The sequence below is a fragment of the Bradyrhizobium sp. BTAi1 genome (assembly GCF_000015165.1).
Lineage (GTDB): Bacteria > Pseudomonadota > Alphaproteobacteria > Rhizobiales > Xanthobacteraceae > Bradyrhizobium > Bradyrhizobium denitrificans.
In genome coordinates this window covers 7,206,333-7,222,100 of record NC_009485.1, presented here as the reverse complement: position 1 = coordinate 7,222,100, position 15,768 = coordinate 7,206,333, and the positions used below count along the sequence as shown (strand labels likewise).

Sequence of the window (15,768 nt, the reverse complement as noted above, 5' to 3'; positions counted from 1 at the left end):
AACCAAGGAGGATGACATGATCTGTCCCTATCTCACCTTCAATGGCGACTGCGAGCAGGCCCTGAAGCATTATGGCCATGTGCTTGGCGCGAAGATCGACATGATGATGCGCTATGGCGAGGCTCCGCCGGAGATGCCGTCGGCGCCGGAGCACAAGGACAGGATCATGCACGTCCGCTTCTCGATATCTGGCGATGTCCTGATGGCGTCGGATTCGCCGCCCGACTATTATCAGGGCAAGCCGCAGGGCATCTCCGTCTCGTTGCAGATCGACGATGTCGCCGAGGCCGAGCGCAAGTTCAATGCGCTGATCGACGGCGGCACCGTCACCATGCCGTTCGGCAGGACGTTCTGGTCCAAGGGCTTCGGCATGGGTGTCGATCGCTTCGGCATTCCCTGGATGATCAACTGCCCGGCCGAGGGCTATTGACCGTCTCCCGAAATCAGCGGCAGGAGGCGTACATCGCCTTCAGCTCGCGCCCGCGCAGCATCAGGAGCCGCGACGTCAGGCCGCCGCGGCGCGCGATCCAGCCGCGCACCGGCGCCGGATAGGTCTGCAGCACCAGCTTTGAGGCCTCGGGCTCGGCATAAGTCCGCCCACGACGATCGACCGAGCGCGCCGCGTGGAAACCGAGCACGGCGCGCCGGGTCACGCAGATGCGGTCTTCGGGCACCAGGGACAGCACCAGCGTACAGGCCGACAGGCATGGGCCGTCGATCACCACGCGCTCGCCGGAGGCACGGACCTTCTCGAACAGGCTGAGAAACGGCCCGACCTCGCCGCCGGGCGAAGAGATGATGCGGATATCGGCGCGCGCCAGCATCGTGGCGATCCCCCACAGCACCACCGCGAGGAGCAAGGTCAGGATGATGCGCATCCGGCTCGGCATGGTCTCATGCGCTCCTGCGTCCTATGCGTTCCTGCGTTCACCGCGCAAGGTCGGCAGCCCGATTCCGGCCGCGTCGAAGCCGCCGTCGACCGCCAGCACCTGGCCCGTAATATAGCTCGATCGCTCCGAGCTCAGGAAGAAGATGGCTTCCGCCAGCTCCTCTTCAAGGCCGTAGCGGTTGAGCGGGATCGCGTCGTGATAGTCGGCGCGAATCTCCGGCGTATGAACGGCCTTCGCCATCGCGGTCTCCACCGGTCCGGGCGCGACCGCATTGACGCGGATGCCGGCGGAGGCGAGTTCCACCGCGAGCTGCTTGGTCAGATGCGCCAGGGCCGCTTTGCTGGTGCCGTAGGCGGAGCGCAGCGTGGACGCGCGCACGGCCGAGATCGAGGTGATGTTGACAATGGCCCCGCCATGCTCGCGCATCAGCGGCACCGCGGCCCGCGTGCAAAGAAACGGTCCGGTCAGATTGACGTCGAGGATTCGTTGCCAGTCGGTCTCGGTCGTCTCCATGATCGGGGCGAAGCGCGCGACGCCGGCATTGTTGACCAGCGCATCGAGGCGGCCGAACCGCCGGGTGATGCGCTCCAGCGCATCGGCCACCATGGCCGCGTCCGAGACATCGCAATGCAGCGCGAGCGTTCGATCCGGGCATCGGAGAGAGGATGTGGCGCTGTCGAGCAGCTGTTGCTCGATGTCGAGCAGGGCCACGCGCCAGCCCTCGTGGAGAAACCGCTTGGCGGTCGCAAGCCCGATGCCGCGCGCTGCCCCGGTGATCAAGGCGACCTTGTCGTTCGGCATCGCCGTTGGTGCTTCCGTCACGGTCGTCGGCTCCTTCGGCCGGTGGCCCGGCTCTTGGCTGTTGTGATTGCTAACACGCGCGGCGCGGACCGGCTGTGAAGGCCGTCACAATTGTGAGTGTGCTTTCAATTTGAATCGCTGCATAAGGCAGCCAAGTTCGCTGTCCTTGTCAAACAGCCAAGGGTAGTAGGAGGGGCATCGGCTCGCGTTCTCGCGGCGCGCAGGCGCCCGAGCCTTGCTCGATTGCTGTCCCCCTCTGATCAGAGGGAGCAGGGAAGGCCGGAAGCTCGCCGCTCCCATGGCCCCCGTGCGAACAAAATGCACGGGGCAGGAACCACAGGTTCGGCTCGGACATCCGGCGGCCTTCGCCGCGCGATGGGCTCACGGCTTATACGCGCTCTCCTCGGGGACCGGCTTGATTGCCCCCGTTTTTGCCACAATGCGTACGCGCATCGGACATGACATCAGCATCGGGATGCCAGGACCACACGATTTCGCCGTACGCGCCGCGTTGTTCGTCCACGTGTCCTTCATATGAGCATGATCTTGTCGGAAAGCTGTGGCGCAATGCGCGTCATCACCTCCGGTTCCGAATCATGTTCCACGCTGCAACATCGACGCGTCCACCGCGTCCCGCTCCCAACGTTCGTAACGATCGCGAAACGTCCCTCTCGATCGGGACCAGGAGGGGACGAGAAGAGCGTTGTTTCTGAAAAGACGAAAGAAGAAAAAATTTACGGAGCGGACTGGACAAGGATGAGCGACTTGAAAGTCTTCAGGAAAAAAGCGCCGTGGCGCAGCCGCTGCGAGACCGCGCCGCAGTGTCCCGGACCGTGTTTCCCCGGCCAACGCGATCGCGACACCGCCGGCTGATTTGCCCGTCGGGTCATGGTTTGGACGAATCCTGAGCGGGTAGCGTAGAGTATAAGAGTCTCGGTAGAATCGACATGGACCGTCAATTCCCCAACCATCGAATCACCATCGTGACCCGGAGCACGGAGCAGCAGGTGCTGTTGCGTGAGCCGGGCAGTCTTGCGCGCGCGCGTGGCGCGCTGTTGTGGTCGTGCGTGGTCCTTGGTCTGGCTGCGAGCAGCGGAGCTCGGGCAGATGGTTCGGTCGCGGCCAAGCCCGCTCCGCTCGAGCAGGCCGTGCCGCCGCAATCCCCGACATCGACGTCCGAGCCAGAGACGGTTGGTCGGCCGGCAGAGGTGCAGACGACAGGTCCGAAGGTCGTGGTGCCGTCGACCGAGGCCGGGAAGCCGGCAACAGCCGAACGGAAGAGCGATGTGCGCAGCGCGGCGCGCGATGCCAAGGACACCAAGAACCTCTCCGTCCCGCAGCGGGTGCTGCCGGCCGAGGTCGCGCAGAAGATCGGTCGCAAGATCTGGCTCAACGAGGCCGGTGGCCGACGCGATGCAATCACCTCCTGGAATGCGGGCGAAGAATTCGCCTCGCTCGGGATCGGACATTTCATCTGGTACCCGGTCACCGCGAAGCCGCCCTATGAGGAAGGTTTCCCCGGGCTGGTCGCGTTTCTCCGCAAGGGCAAGACGCCGCTTCCGGCCTGGCTCGACAAGACGCCGATCCCGGCCTGCCCGTGGACGAGCCGGGCCGACTTCAAGCGGAATTTCAATTCGCCGCAGATGCGGCAATTGCGGCAGTTCCTCCTGGATACGATGGCGGAGCAGACGCAGTTCCTGGTGGCGCGTGCGCAGGGCGCGATGGACAAGATCCTCGCAAATACGCCCGACAGTGGCGAACGCGAGCACATCGTCGCGCAATATTCCCGCGTCGTGCGCGCCTCGGAGGATCTCTATCCGCTGATCGACTACATCAATTTCAAGGGCGAGGGCACCAACCCGTCGGAGACCGCGGTCGACAAGGAAACCGGTCAGCGTCAGGGCTGGGGCCTTAAGCAGGTGCTGTTGAAGATGAATGGCACGACCACCGAGCCGAAAGCCGTGCTCGCCGAATATTCCGACGCCGTCCAGATCGTGCTGCAGCAGCGGGTCCGCAATCTCCCCTCCAACCGCATCTGGGAGGCGGGCTGGCTGCGTCGCGCCGAGACCTATCGTCGTCCGATCGCGCAGTTGGAGCAGGTGCCGGAACGCGCGCCGCGCAAATCATCGCGCTACAGGGCGGACAATACGCGGTTCTGACGCGCGGCCAGGTGGGTCGCGCGGCTCGGGACCGGCTTGCAGATCGAAGCCTCAGCTGCGGCGCGTCTCGGCCTGCTCGGCGAGCACCCTTTGATAGGCCGCCTGCAGTCGCTCACCGACGCTGGGGCCTGCCTTCTTGCGCCGCTTGATGCCGAGATGGATCTCGCGCAATTCGTCCATGAACTCGGCCCACATCTTGGGGCCGCCCTCCATCAGCAGCCTGGCGCGGATGCCGAGCTCCTCTGACACCGGCAGATATTTGTAACCCCAGCCTGCCATCTGCGCGAGGATCGGCAGCAGCTCGATGCCCTGCTCGGTCAGGGAATAGATGCCCTTCTGCTTGTGGCTCGGGTCGTCGTCGCGGCTGATGATTCCGGCGGCGAGCAGGGTCTTGAGCCGATCGGCCAGGATGTTGGAGGAGATGCCCTCCTCGGAGCCGCCGAGCAGCTCGCGATAGTGGCGGCGATTTCCGAACATCATGTCACGGATGATCAAGAGACTCCATTTGTCGCCCACGACCTCGAGCGTGAGGTTGATCGGGCAGCCGGAGCGCTGAAGGTCGGACATGGAAATCTCTGGGTGCGGTCGCCAATCAAACTGCTTGCAATATTGCATCGGTCTCGGCATTCTCAAACTGATTGCAAAATGAAAGCAGTTAGGGAGGTAGGTCCGTGGCCAGGCTGGTGATGTGGAACATGATGACGCTCGACGGCATGGTCGCGGGCGCGGAGGGCGACATTTCCTGGCACGAGGATGTCTGGGGCCCGGAGCTCGAGCAATTCTCCGAGGCGCAATTGAAGGATGCCGGAGGATTGCTGTTCGGTCGCGTGACCTACGATCTGATGGCGGGCTATTGGCCGTCGCAAAACGGCGCGATCGCCGAGTTCATGAACGCCATTCCGAAATATGTCGCCTCGCGCAAGCTGTCCGTTCTCGCATGGTCGAATGCGCATCTGCTGGGCGATCAGCCAGCCGCCGAGGTCGACAGGCTCAAGAGGGCGAGCGCCAAGGATCTGTTCCTGTTCGGCAGTGCGGATTTCGCCGCCACGCTCATGGCCCATGATCTGATCGACGAGTTCCGCATCGCGATCAATCCGCGCGTGCTCGGCGGTGGAGCACCGCTGTTCAAGCCGGGTCTGGCGATGAAGCTCCGGTTGATCGACAGCCGCCCGCTGTCCAGCGGCGCGGTGATCGTGCGCTATGTGCCTGCGCGGGACGCGTAGGCGCTGTCGGCGTCGCGCGAGCTCAGCCAAACGTCGCCTTCCTTGACCAGTCAGGAGCACCGATGTCTCTCACCCTCTACTATCATCCGCTGTCGTCGTTCTGCTGGAAGGTTCTGATCGCGCTGTATGAGAACGACATTTCGTTCACGCCAAGGCTGATCAATCTGGGCGACGCCGACGATCGTGCGGCGTTTCTGAAGCTGTGGCCGATCGGCAAATTTCCGGTGCTGCGCGACGAGCAAAGCCAGCGCACGATCCCCGAGTCGAGCATCATCATCGAATATCTCGATCAGCACTTTGCCGGAGCGATGCGCTTCATTCCCGCCGCGCCGGACCTGGCGCTGCGGACGAGGCTGCGCGATCGTTTTCTGGATCTCTATCTGCACATGCCGACGCAGACCATCGTATTTGACCGGTTGCGGCCGAGCGATACGCGCGATCCGCTTGGCGTCGCCGATGCGCGGGCGCGGCTGCGCACATCCTATGCGATGCTCGAAGCCGAGCTGCCGTCCGCGGGCTGGGCGATGGGCGAGAGCTTCACTCTGGCGGATTGCGCGGCCCTGCCGGCGTTGTTCTACGCCGAGAAAGTGGAACGCTTCGGTGACGCGCTGAAGACGGTGCCGGCCTATCTCGATCGGCTGAAGGCGCGGCCATCCGTCGCGCGCGTTGTCGCCGAGGCGGAGCCGTATTTCCACATGTTCCCGAACGAGCGTGAGCCGACCCTCCGCACGAAATTAATTGCAGAGCCGTGTCGGAGGTCGCGGAGGCGAATCGTCTTTCTGGGAGGGCAGGGCAATCCTGCCCGAGCTTCAGGGAGAGTGACCATGCGGTTCATGGTGATTGTGAAGGCGACGAGGGACACCGAAGCCGGGGTTCTGCCGACCACTGAGGAATTCGCTGCGATGGGCCGGTTCAACGCGGAACTGGTCAAGGCCGGCCTGATGGAGGCAGGCGAGGGTCTGCATCCGACCGCCAAGGGCGCGCGCATCGCGTTCTCGGATGGCAAGCCTCGCGTCATGCGCGGTCCGTTCGGTTTCACCAGCGATCTCACGGCCGGCTTCTGGATGCTCAAGGCCGGCTCGCTCGACGAGGTGATCGAGCACATGGCGCGCGCGCCGTTCCCGAGCGGCGAGATCGAGATTCGGCAGGTCTATGCGGACGAGGATTTCGGCGAGACGTTCACGCCGGAGCTGCGCGAACGGGTCGCGCGCCTGCGTGCGCAGGCCGGCAACAGCTGAGCCTGGCAGCCTGGACCAAGAGAGGAGGAACGCGATGCGATTCATGATGCTGATGATTCCGCTCGGCTATGAGAGCGCGCCACCGGATGTGCAACTCGATCCCGAGCGGGTCGCTGCGATGATGCGCTACAATGAGGCTTTGAAGGAGGCCGGCGTGCTGATCACGCTGGAAGGCCTGCATCCGCCGTCGATGGGCGCGCGAGTGTCGTTCGCAGGTGGCCAGCCGATGGTCACCGACGGGCCGTTTGCCGAGGCCAAGGAGGTGCTCGGCGGCTTCTGGATGATCGAGGTCGCCTCGCGTGAGGAGGCGATCGCCTGGGCCAAACAATGCCCGGCCTCCGACAACGAGATCATCGAGATCCGCCAGGTCCAGGAGATGACCGACTTCTCCGACGAGGTGCAGCAGGCGGCGGCCGGCTTTGCCGAGTTACCGCATGCCGGCCGTGCTTGATCATCATTTCACAACAGAAGGAAAGTGCGATGAGCGACAACAGCAACACCTATCTCGCCATGTTTCTCGGTAGTCGGACCAGCCCCGCGTGGCAGGCCTGGGAGGCGATGTCCGAGTCGGAGCGCCATGCGAAGGGCCAGCAAGGCATGGCCGCCTGGCACGCCTGGGTCGAGAAATACAAGGACGCTGTTGTCGCGATGGGCGGGCCGCTCGGCAAGACCAAGCGGGTCGACAAGGGCGGCGTCAACGACATCGCCAACGAGATGGGCGCATTCACGGTGGTGAGGGCTGCCTCGCACGAGGATGCGGCGAAGATGTTCGTGAACCACCCGCATTTTACCATCTTCCCCGGCGAGCGCGTCGAGATCATGCCGGTGCTGCCGATCCCGGGTGGTTAGGCCCCGCGCCTTTGCGAGCAGGCAGCGGTGGGTCCCGGTGCCCCCCTCCCCTGGAGGGGGAGGGTCGGCTCGAATCCGCGCAGCGGATGCGAGCCGGGGTGGGGTGACAGACTATCGGCATGCTCGATGCTGAGGTTCTACGGGTCACTCTCTGCAGCCGTCTACGCAACGCCATGCCGACCTCCCCCGGGGCTCACCCCACCCCGCTCGCCCGCTGCGCGGGCGATCGACCCTCCCCCTCAAGGGGAGGGTCGACCTGCACCTTGGCTTGGGAGCGACCCTCTATTCCCAAAAGCCTCTGGCCTCTTTCGCACCGGCTCATGTAAAAGCCCTTCACATGAGCTGGCGCAAGGAAGAGCGCCGCGCCGAGCGCGGCTATCATCACGGCAACCTCAAGGAGGCGCTGCTGCAGGCGGCGCTCGACCTGATTGCGCAAAAGGGCGCCGCCGGCTTCACCTTCGCCGATGCCGCCCGCATGGCCGGCGTCAGCCCGGCCGCGCCATACCGTCACTTCCGCGACCGTGACGAACTGCTGTCCAGCATCGCCCAGCGCGGCTTCGAGCAGTTCGAAGCCCAACTCGCGGCGGCCTGGGACGATGGTCGCCCGGATACGGTCACCGCGTTCGAGCGGGTCGGCAAGGCCTATCTCGCCTTCGCCCGGACCGAGCCCGCATTCTACTCGGCGATGTTCGAATCCGGCGTGGCGGCGGACTCAACGGCCGGGCTGCTGGCGGCCGGCGAGCGTGCATTCGGCGTCATTCGCGCTGCCGCCGAGCGGCTCGCGGCGCTGGCGCCGCCAAATGTGCCGCGGCCGCCGGCGCTGATGATGGCGCTGCACATCTGGTCGATGTCGCATGGCGTCGCCTCGCTGTTTGCGCGCGGTGATGCGGCCCGGCGCAAGCTGCCGATGTCGCCGGAAGAGCTGCTGGAGGCCGAGGTGCTGATCTATCTGCGTGGGCTCGGCTTCACCACCGACCGCCGGCCGGCCTCCGCAGCCGAGCCGCCGCCGCTGCCGGACGACGACAAGCCGGCCGGGCCGTGGGGCCGGTCCAAATAAGGTTCAAAGGTCCGCCTAAAATTAATTCGAGCGCCGCGTCAGGCGGCCGCCTTGACAAAATCGCGGGTTGAGCTAGCTATGTAAATGTTATTTACATTCACGCGGCATGGCGCCGCGAATGGAGAGGGAGATGGCCTACACCGCAGATGTCAATCGATGGCGCGGTTCGGAGGAGGAGCAGAGGTACCGGCCCCATATGCTGGAGTCGCCCTGGCATCCCGGCTGGATCGCCGTGACCGTGCTCGGCTTCATCATCTGGTGGCCGATCGGACTTGCCCTTCTCTTTTTCACACTCGGGAGCAGAAAGATGGCGTGCTGGAACGGCGGGGATCGCTGGCAGAACAAGATGGAGCGGATGCAGTGGAAGATGGACCGCATGCGCGACAAGATGGAGCGCCGCGGGTTCGGCTTCGGCTTTTCGCAGCCGGCCTCGAGCGGCAACCGTGCCTTCGATGAATACCGTATGGAGACGCTGCGCCGGCTGGAAGAGGAGCAGCAGGAGTTCCGCGACTTCCTGACGCGGCTGCGCCACGCCAAGGACAAGGAGGAGTTCGACGCCTTCATGGCCCAGCACAAGCCGCGTCCGACTCCGCCGAACGAGCAGCCGCCGCAGACCTGATCGGCTGATCCGCAGGGCCTTCAGCCCCAGCCCTGACCCAAAATCGGCTCAAGACGCCCGCCGCGGTTCCTGCCGGCGGGCGTTTTGCGTCTCCCGATACCTCTTGCTGCGGCAGGTCGCCGCTGGCCGATCGCGCCCCCGATTGGCCGGGGTCTGATCACAAAGGCTCTATCTGGCTGGCTGGGCTGGGCCTTTGACCTCCGCAATTCTCCGCGGTAACCCCGCCTTAACCCCGATGGGGGTTTGGTTAAGGGGCGCTTACGCGCGCCGAGAGCCCTTGTTTTGACACGTTGGCAGAGGAAGCAGGCCGCTGATGGCTTCGGCGGGCCTCTTAAAGCGATCAGGATCGGGCTTTCTCGCGCAGGCGCTTCCGCCGCGACGGCGTCCGCCGTGCAACGGCGGCTGCATGGGTCCCGGACCGCCGGGATGTTTGAGAGGATATTGCCAATGAATCCGGCTGACGTGGCTCCGGCCGCCCTTCCGGTCGTTTCCGGCGACGTCTCCCTGATCGCGCTGTTCTGGCAGGCGCATTGGGTGGTCAAGGGCGTCATGCTCGGTCTCATCACCTGCTCGGTCTGGGTCTGGGCGATCGCGATCGACAAGCTGTTTCTGTATTCGCGCACGCGCCGTTCGATGGACCGGTTCGAGCAGGCCTTCTGGTCCGGCGAGTCGATCGAGGAACTGTATCGGGCGCTCTCCGCCAAGCCGACGCAATCGATGGCAGCCTGCTTCGTCGCGGCGATGCGCGAATGGAAGCGCTCCTTCGAAGGTCATGCGCGCTCGTTCGCCGGCCTGCAGATGCGCATCGAGAAGGTCATGAACGTGTCGATCGCGCGCGAGGTGGAACGGCTGGAACGCCGGCTTCTGGTGCTCGCCACCGTGGGCTCCGCGGGCCCGTTCGTCGGTCTGTTCGGCACCGTCTGGGGCATCATGTCGAGCTTCCAGTCGATCGCGGCGTCGAAGAATACCTCGCTCGCCGTCGTGGCGCCCGGCATTGCCGAGGCGCTGTTTGCCACGGCGATCGGCCTGATCGCGGCCATTCCGGCAACGATTTTCTACAACAAATTCACCTCCGAGGTGAATCGGCAGGCGCAGCGGCTGGAAGGCTTCGCAGATGAATTTTCCGCCATCCTGTCCCGTCAGATCGACGAGCGGGGATGAGGGCAGGTATAGTGGCGTCCGGATGGTGAGTACCAGACGATGGGCATGAGCATGGGAAGCGCGTCCGGCGGCGGTGGCCGTCGCGGACGGCGCAAGGCACCGGTGATGGCGGAGATCAACGTCACGCCGATGGTCGACGTCATGCTGGTGCTGCTGATCATCTTCATGGTCGCCGCGCCGCTGCTCACCGTGAATATCCAAGTTGACCTGCCGCAGGCGCAAGGCGGCTCGGCTTCGACCGCGGACGCCAAGCCGCCGCTCGAGGTGACCGTCAAGAAGACCGGCGGCGGCTGCGCCTCCAAGGTCGACGTCTATCTCGGCGAGACGCAGATCGGGATCAACGAGCTCGGACCGAAGATCAAGGCGATGAAGGAAGCCGGCGCTGGCGGCGGCGACAATGTCGTCAAGATTCGCGGTGATCGCGACGCCTGCTATTCCGATATGATGAAGGTGCTGGGGCTGGCGCGCGACGCCGGCTATCGGGCCAGCATCGTCGTGCTGCCGGAACAGGGCTCATGACGGTCTCAGACCTCACCCGGTTCGTTCGCGCGCGCAAGGGCACGGTGCTGTCCGTGACCTTGCACGTGCTCGTGCTGGGCTGGGGTCTGTTCAGCTTCTCCGCGCGCTCGATGGTGGCGCCGCCGGAGGATCTGGTTCCGGTCGATGTGATCTCGGAGGACAACACCTCCAAGGCCAAGGCCGGTGCGCTGACCGGCAAGAAGGAGGTCGCAAAACTCCTCGCCGACAAGATCGGCGAGAAGAAGCCGACCGAGGACATCGTCGGCAAGGTCGATCCCAAGCCGGTCACCGAGACCGACGCCGCGCCGACGCCGCAACCCAAGCCCGAGAAGCCGCTCGAGAAGAAGCCCGATCCGCCGAAGCCGGTCGAGAAGCAGCCGGACACGCCGAAGCCGGTGGCCGAGAAGAAGCCCGAGCCGCCGAAACCAGCGCCGGCCGAGAAACCCAAGCCGGAGGAGAAGAAGCCGGACCCGTTCAATCCGGATCAGATCGCGAGCGTGCTGAACAAGGACAAGCCGAAGCAGCCGCCGAAGCCGCAGCAGGCGGCTGCGGCGACGCCGGAACCGCCGAAGCACAAGAGCGAACGCAAGTTCGACGCCGAGAAGATGGCGAGCCTGATCAATCAGAAGGACCCGACGCGGCAGGCCGTGACCGGGGCCGAGCTCAATGCCAATGCGGCGCTGGGCTCGGCGCGCGGCGCGGCGGCGGACAATTCGGCGAGCTGGGTGGCGTTGTTCCAGCAGCAGGTCAATCGATGCTGGAAGCCGCCTTATTCGGGGGTCGATGCCAATCCCGTCGTCGCCTTCAATGTCAGGCTGCGACGTGACGGCACCCTGGACGGCCCACCCGTTCCCGTCGGAGCCGCCGATACGCCGTTTCTGCGGGCCTATCGCGACAGTGCTCAGCGCGCGATTATTGCGTGCCAGCCCTATAATCTGCCGCCCAAGCTCTACGACGATTGGAGCTATTTCCAGCCAGTGTTCAACGACGACGCACGGCGGACATAACGAGGTCTATGGTTGCCCTCATGAAGCAAATTCACGATATGCATGATCCATCCGGACTGCGCCGCGCGCTCGTTTCGCCGACCCGCCGCCAGCTGATCGCGGGGGCGGTCGCGCTTGGCGCGGCCGGAATGGGTTCGATGCGTTCTGCTTTGGCGCAAAAACGGGTGCCGATCCTGCCGGGCGAATTTGCGCCCATTCCGATCGCGATTCCGCCCTTCGTACCGGGCGGCGCTGGCGATGCCGATGTCGGCAACGGCATCTCGCAGGTGATCACCAACAATCTCAAGCGCAGTGGTTTGTTCGCGCCCGTCGATCCGGCTGCGTTTCCCGAGCGCATCGCCAATTTCGAGGCCCCGCCGCAATTCGCCAGCTGGAGGCCGCTCGCTCTGCAGGGGCTCGTGACCGGCCGCGCGACGCGACAGCCAGATGGGCGGCTCAAGGCCGAGTTCCGGCTGTGGGACCCGAATTCGGGCCAGCAGCTCACCGGCCAGCAATATGTAACGGCTCCCGAATATTGGCGGCGCATCGCCCACATCATCTCCGACCAGATCTATTCGCAGATGACCGGCGAAAAGGGCTATTTCGACAGCCGCGTCGTGTTCGTCGACGAGAGCGGCCCGTCGGAGCGCCGCGTCAAGCGGCTGGCGCTGATGGACCAGGACGGCGCCAATGTGCGCTATCTGACCCGCGGCGCCGATCTCGTGCTGACGCCGCGCTTCTCGCCGTCGAGCCAGGAAATCACCTATATGGAGTTCGGGCAGGGCGACCCGAAGGTCTATCTGTTGAACATCGAGACCGGTCAGCGCGAGATCGTCGGCAATTTCCCGGGCATGTCGTTCTCGCCGCGCTTCTCGCCCGACGGCCAACGCATCATCCTGAGCTTGCAGCAGGGCGGCAACTCCAATCTGTTTGTGATGGATCTGCGCTCGCGCACGACCACGCGGCTCACCGACACGCCGGCGATCGACACCTCGCCATGCTACTCGCCGGACGGCAATCAGATCTGTTTCGAAAGCGATCGCGGCGGCAAGCCGCAGATCTATGTGATGCCGGCCAATGGCGGCGGCGCGCAGCGCATCTCGTTCGGCGAGGGCAGCTATTCGACGCCGGTCTGGTCGCCGCGCGGCGACTACATCGCCTTCACCAAGCAGGGCGGCGGCCAATTCGCGATCGGCATCATGAAGACCGACGGCTCGGGCGAGCGCATCCTCACGTCAGGCTTCCACAATGAGGGGCCGACCTTCTCGCCGAATGGGCGCGTGCTGATGTTCTTCCGCGATCCCGGCGGGACTGCCGGCCCGTCGCTCTACACGATCGACGTCTCAGGCCGTTTCGAGCAGAAGGTGCCGAGCCCCGGCTACGCGTCGGACCCGGCATGGTCGCCGCTTCTGTCCTAAATTCGGGTGGTCATTGCGACCTGCTCACGTCCTGGTATACCGGATCCGAGGAGTCGCGCGTCGCGTGTTCCGGGAGAAAATAGAACCAGCCGTTGCAGGACCTGGGTAAGGTTTGCCTAGTTTGCTGAATTCCCACGCGAATTCAGGCTCTTCGCGGCTGTGGCAAGGGTTCGCTAACGATGTTCGCTCAGAAAGGCTTCACCTGCAAACGGTAATAGTACGCGCCGAACAGGACGCGTGCCACGAATGCAGGTCATCAAGCAGAGCGATGAAATCGACCAGCGATTGCAGTCGTCAATCAATGCTGCCCTGGTCGATTCGCTATTCCAGAATCCGCAGTCGCTGGGCGCGGGTGCGGCCCTCGTCGCGATGGCCGCTGCGCTCACCGCGACCAAGACAGGGCTGACATCGCTCTGGTGCTGCGTCGGGCTGCTCGTCCTCAGCGGCGGATGGCGCACGTTCGACATGTACTGCTACCGCGTCGGCCGGCTTCATTCAACGCCCGCTTTGGCGCAGAAGTGGGAGATGCGCTATCAGTTCGGCGCCATTCTCTACGCGGCTGCGCTCGGCCTGTGGTGCGCCGTCGGCCTGCTGGCGACGACCGATACTGTCGTCCACATGATCTCGATCGTGGTCACCGTCGGCTACATCGCGGGCGGTGTCGGCCGGACCTTCGGAAGGCCCTGGATCTACCATCTCCAGATCGCATTGTCCTTCGGCATCACGTCGATCGCACTGATCCTCCACGGCACGATCTACTATATCGGCCTGGCGTTCGTCGCCGCCGGATTCCTGTTTGCGCTGCGCGAGATCACCAAGAACCTGCAAAAGATCTTCGTCGATGCGCTGACCGCCCGCGACCGCGAGGCGGCGCTGGCCAACCAGTTCGATACTGCGCTGAACAACATGCCGCATGGCCTCTGCATGTTTCGCCCGGACGGGCGTCTTGCCGTCATGAATCACCGGTTCGGCGAGATGATGAGCCTGCCGGAGGACATCCTGCAGTCCGGCGGCACCGCCGCCGATATCATCAATGCCTGCGTGCTCTCCGGATCGATTTCGGCCGCCAGCGGCAGGCTGATCCTGTCGGAGATCGAGAACACCAAGACCCACAATATCATCACCAGCGATCCGGACATCATGCGTGACCGGTCGCTGTCCTGGACGTTCCAGCCGATGGCGGATGGCGGCGCCGTGGTGCTGCTCGAAGACATCACGGAGCGCCGCCATGCGGAGGCGCGGATCTCGCATCTCGCCCGCTATGACGAGCTCACGACGCTGCCCAACCGCGTCAGCTTCCGCGACGAAATCGAGCGGCTGCTGAGAATCCCGCCGCGCCAGGGTGAGCTCTCGGCGCTGCTGTTCGTCGACCTCGATCGCTTCAAACAGGTCAACGACACGCTCGGCCACCCCTGCGGCGATCAGCTGCTCTGCGCCGTGTCCGAGCGGCTGCGTGACATGCTGCGGCCGGAGGATTTCGTCGCCCGCTTCGGCGGCGATGAGTTCGTGGTATTCCAGCGCAACATCCGCTCCAATGACGACGCCGCGGTGTTGGCGCGGCGCATCGTCGACCAGCTGAGCGAGCGCTACAAGATCGACAATCATCTGGTCGAGATCGGCGCCAGCGTCGGCATCGCCATGACCGCGCCGGGGATCAGCGCCGATACGCTGCTGAAGAACGCCGACATGGCGCTCTATCGCGCCAAGGCCGAAGGACGCGGCACGTTCTGCTTCTTCCGCGACGAGCTGGCCCAGACCGTGGAGGCGCGCCGCATCCTCGAGCTCGACCTGCGCAAGGCGCTGGCCAACGAGGAATTCGAGCTGTTCTATCAGCCGCTGGTCAATCTCAAATCCGGCAAGATCTCGACCTGCGAGGCGCTGCTGCGCTGGAACCATCCGGTGCGCGGGACCGTGTCTCCGGTCGACATCATTCCCGTCGCGGAAGACATGGGCCTGATCGTGGATCTCGGCCGGTGGATCCTGCGCAAGGCCTGCCTCGAATGCATGAAGTGGCCGGACGCCGTCAGCGTCGCCGTCAACTTCTCTCCGCAGCAGTTCCATCAGCGCGACGTCCTGAGCGAGGTCCGCTACGCCCTCGAAGTCTCCGGCCTCCCGCCGCATCGCCTCGAGATCGAGATCACCGAATCCTCGCTGTTGCGCAACACCCAGCTGACCCATGATGTGCTGTCGCAGCTGCACATGCTCGGCGTCCGGATCTCGCTGGACGATTTCGGCACCGGCTATTCGAGCCTCAGCTATCTGCATAATTTCCCGCTCGAGAAGGTGAAGATCGATCGCTCCTTCCTCGAGGGCATCGATACCGACCGCCCGTTGACCTTGCTGCGCGGTGTCGCCCGGCTGTCTGCCGATCTCGGCATGTCGGTTGTGGTCGAGGGCATCGAAACCAACGAGCAGCTCGAGCTGGTCAGTGCCGATGGCACGGTGACCGAGGCGCAAGGCTATCTGTTCAGCCGCCCCGTGCCTGCCATACGCATCCGCCAGCTCCTGAACGCCTCGCATGGCCGGCGAATGACCGACGAGGCGATCACTCCCCTTAACGGAATCCGCTCGATCGCCTGATCGCCGCGCCATCGACGCGAACCCGTGCCAAGATGGCACAACTGCACGTGGTGGTGGGGCGTGCGGCGGCATTTCATGTGAGGTGCGATTTCTCGCTGAAATGCTGGGTAGATGCTCAAAACGAACGCTGTCCGGGGGCGCTTTTCCCAATAAGCCATGATCGGCATTGTGGATTCGATGCGGCGTTAACCCTCTACCAGCGAATGTTTTGCGCCGATTTTAACGAGCTGTTAAGGTTGAGATAGCTCGTAAAAGTTGTGTGAAGTGG

16 protein-coding genes and 1 pseudogene are annotated in these 15,768 nt (G+C 64.4%); 14 read left to right on the top strand and 3 right to left on the bottom strand.

Features of this window, described 5'->3' with window-relative positions:
• Positions 1-16 precede the first annotated feature (16 nt).
• Positions 17-430 (top strand): VOC family protein, encoded by a 414-nt coding sequence (locus BBTA_RS32280; protein ID WP_012046716.1) that lies wholly within the window; start codon positions 17-19, stop codon positions 428-430.
• A gap of 13 nt (positions 431-443) precedes the next feature.
• Here BBTA_RS32280 and BBTA_RS32275 read toward each other — a convergent pair whose 3' ends face one another.
• Positions 444-890, bottom strand: a complete 447-nt coding sequence (locus BBTA_RS32275; RefSeq protein ID WP_012046715.1) for a hypothetical protein — start codon at positions 888-890, stop codon at positions 444-446.
• Positions 891-911: 21 nt separating this feature from the next.
• Positions 912-1,691, bottom strand: a complete 780-nt coding sequence (locus BBTA_RS32270) for an SDR family NAD(P)-dependent oxidoreductase (RefSeq protein WP_041751037.1) — start codon at positions 1,689-1,691, stop codon at positions 912-914.
• Positions 1,692-2,638: 947 nt separating this feature from the next.
• On the opposite strand from BBTA_RS32270, the gene BBTA_RS32265 reads away from it, so the two are divergent.
• Positions 2,639-3,850 (top strand): hypothetical protein, encoded by a 1,212-nt coding sequence (locus BBTA_RS32265; RefSeq protein WP_012046713.1) that lies wholly within the window; start codon positions 2,639-2,641, stop codon positions 3,848-3,850.
• A 51-nt stretch (positions 3,851-3,901) separates the two neighbouring features.
• On the opposite strand, the gene BBTA_RS32260 is transcribed toward BBTA_RS32265, so the two are convergent.
• Entirely contained in the window at positions 3,902-4,417 is a 516-nt protein-coding gene (locus BBTA_RS32260; protein ID WP_041751721.1) for a helix-turn-helix domain-containing protein, read from the bottom strand.
• Positions 4,418-4,533: 116 nt separating this feature from the next.
• On the opposite strand from BBTA_RS32260, the gene BBTA_RS32255 reads away from it, so the two are divergent.
• From BBTA_RS32255 to BBTA_RS32205, 12 genes and pseudogenes are all read left to right on the top strand, one after another.
• The gene (locus BBTA_RS32255; RefSeq protein WP_012046711.1) at positions 4,534-5,073 is read left to right on the top strand and encodes a dihydrofolate reductase family protein; all 540 of its coding nucleotides are present in this window, start codon (positions 4,534-4,536) and stop codon (positions 5,071-5,073) included.
• A 62-nt stretch (positions 5,074-5,135) separates the two neighbouring features.
• Positions 5,136-5,783, top strand: a pseudogene (locus BBTA_RS32250) (glutathione S-transferase family protein); the annotation flags it as partial.
• Positions 5,769-6,311: a YciI family protein gene (locus tag BBTA_RS39275; protein ID WP_371260218.1), complete on the top strand. Its 543-nt coding sequence runs from the start codon at positions 5,769-5,771 to the stop codon at positions 6,309-6,311. The pseudogene BBTA_RS32250 and the gene BBTA_RS39275, both read left to right, overlap by 15 nt.
• 34 nt (positions 6,312-6,345) lie before the next feature.
• The gene (locus tag BBTA_RS32245; RefSeq protein WP_012046709.1) at positions 6,346-6,762 is read left to right on the top strand and encodes a YciI family protein; all 417 of its coding nucleotides are present in this window, start codon (positions 6,346-6,348) and stop codon (positions 6,760-6,762) included.
• Positions 6,763-6,791: 29 nt separating this feature from the next.
• A complete protein-coding gene (locus BBTA_RS32240; RefSeq protein WP_012046708.1) occupies positions 6,792-7,160 on the top strand; it encodes a hypothetical protein in 369 nt (122 codons plus the stop codon).
• Positions 7,161-7,497: 337 nt separating this feature from the next.
• Positions 7,498-8,217, top strand: coding sequence for a TetR/AcrR family transcriptional regulator (locus BBTA_RS32235; protein WP_012046707.1), 720 nt, complete (start codon positions 7,498-7,500; stop codon positions 8,215-8,217).
• 130 nt (positions 8,218-8,347) lie between these two features.
• Positions 8,348-8,836 (top strand): DUF2852 domain-containing protein, encoded by a 489-nt coding sequence (locus BBTA_RS32230; protein ID WP_012046706.1) that lies wholly within the window; start codon positions 8,348-8,350, stop codon positions 8,834-8,836.
• Between the two features lie 447 nt (positions 8,837-9,283).
• The gene (gene tolQ, locus BBTA_RS32225; protein WP_012046705.1) at positions 9,284-9,997 is read left to right on the top strand and encodes a protein TolQ; all 714 of its coding nucleotides are present in this window, start codon (positions 9,284-9,286) and stop codon (positions 9,995-9,997) included.
• Positions 9,998-10,036: 39 nt separating this feature from the next.
• The gene (locus BBTA_RS32220) at positions 10,037-10,516 is read left to right on the top strand and encodes a biopolymer transporter ExbD (protein WP_012046704.1); all 480 of its coding nucleotides are present in this window, start codon (positions 10,037-10,039) and stop codon (positions 10,514-10,516) included.
• The gene (locus BBTA_RS32215) at positions 10,513-11,523 is read left to right on the top strand and encodes a membrane protein TolA (RefSeq protein WP_012046703.1); all 1,011 of its coding nucleotides are present in this window, start codon (positions 10,513-10,515) and stop codon (positions 11,521-11,523) included. Before BBTA_RS32220 ends, BBTA_RS32215 begins: the two co-directional genes overlap by 4 nt.
• A 38-nt stretch (positions 11,524-11,561) precedes the next feature.
• Positions 11,562-12,920 carry a Tol-Pal system beta propeller repeat protein TolB gene (tolB, locus tag BBTA_RS32210; protein WP_049795427.1) on the top strand — a complete coding sequence of 453 codons (1,359 nt, stop codon included), beginning with the start codon at positions 11,562-11,564 and terminating at the stop codon, positions 12,918-12,920.
• A gap of 246 nt (positions 12,921-13,166) precedes the next feature.
• Positions 13,167-15,500: a bifunctional diguanylate cyclase/phosphodiesterase gene (locus BBTA_RS32205; protein ID WP_012046701.1), complete on the top strand. Its 2,334-nt coding sequence runs from the start codon at positions 13,167-13,169 to the stop codon at positions 15,498-15,500.
• The last annotated feature ends 268 nt before the right edge of the window (positions 15,501-15,768 follow it).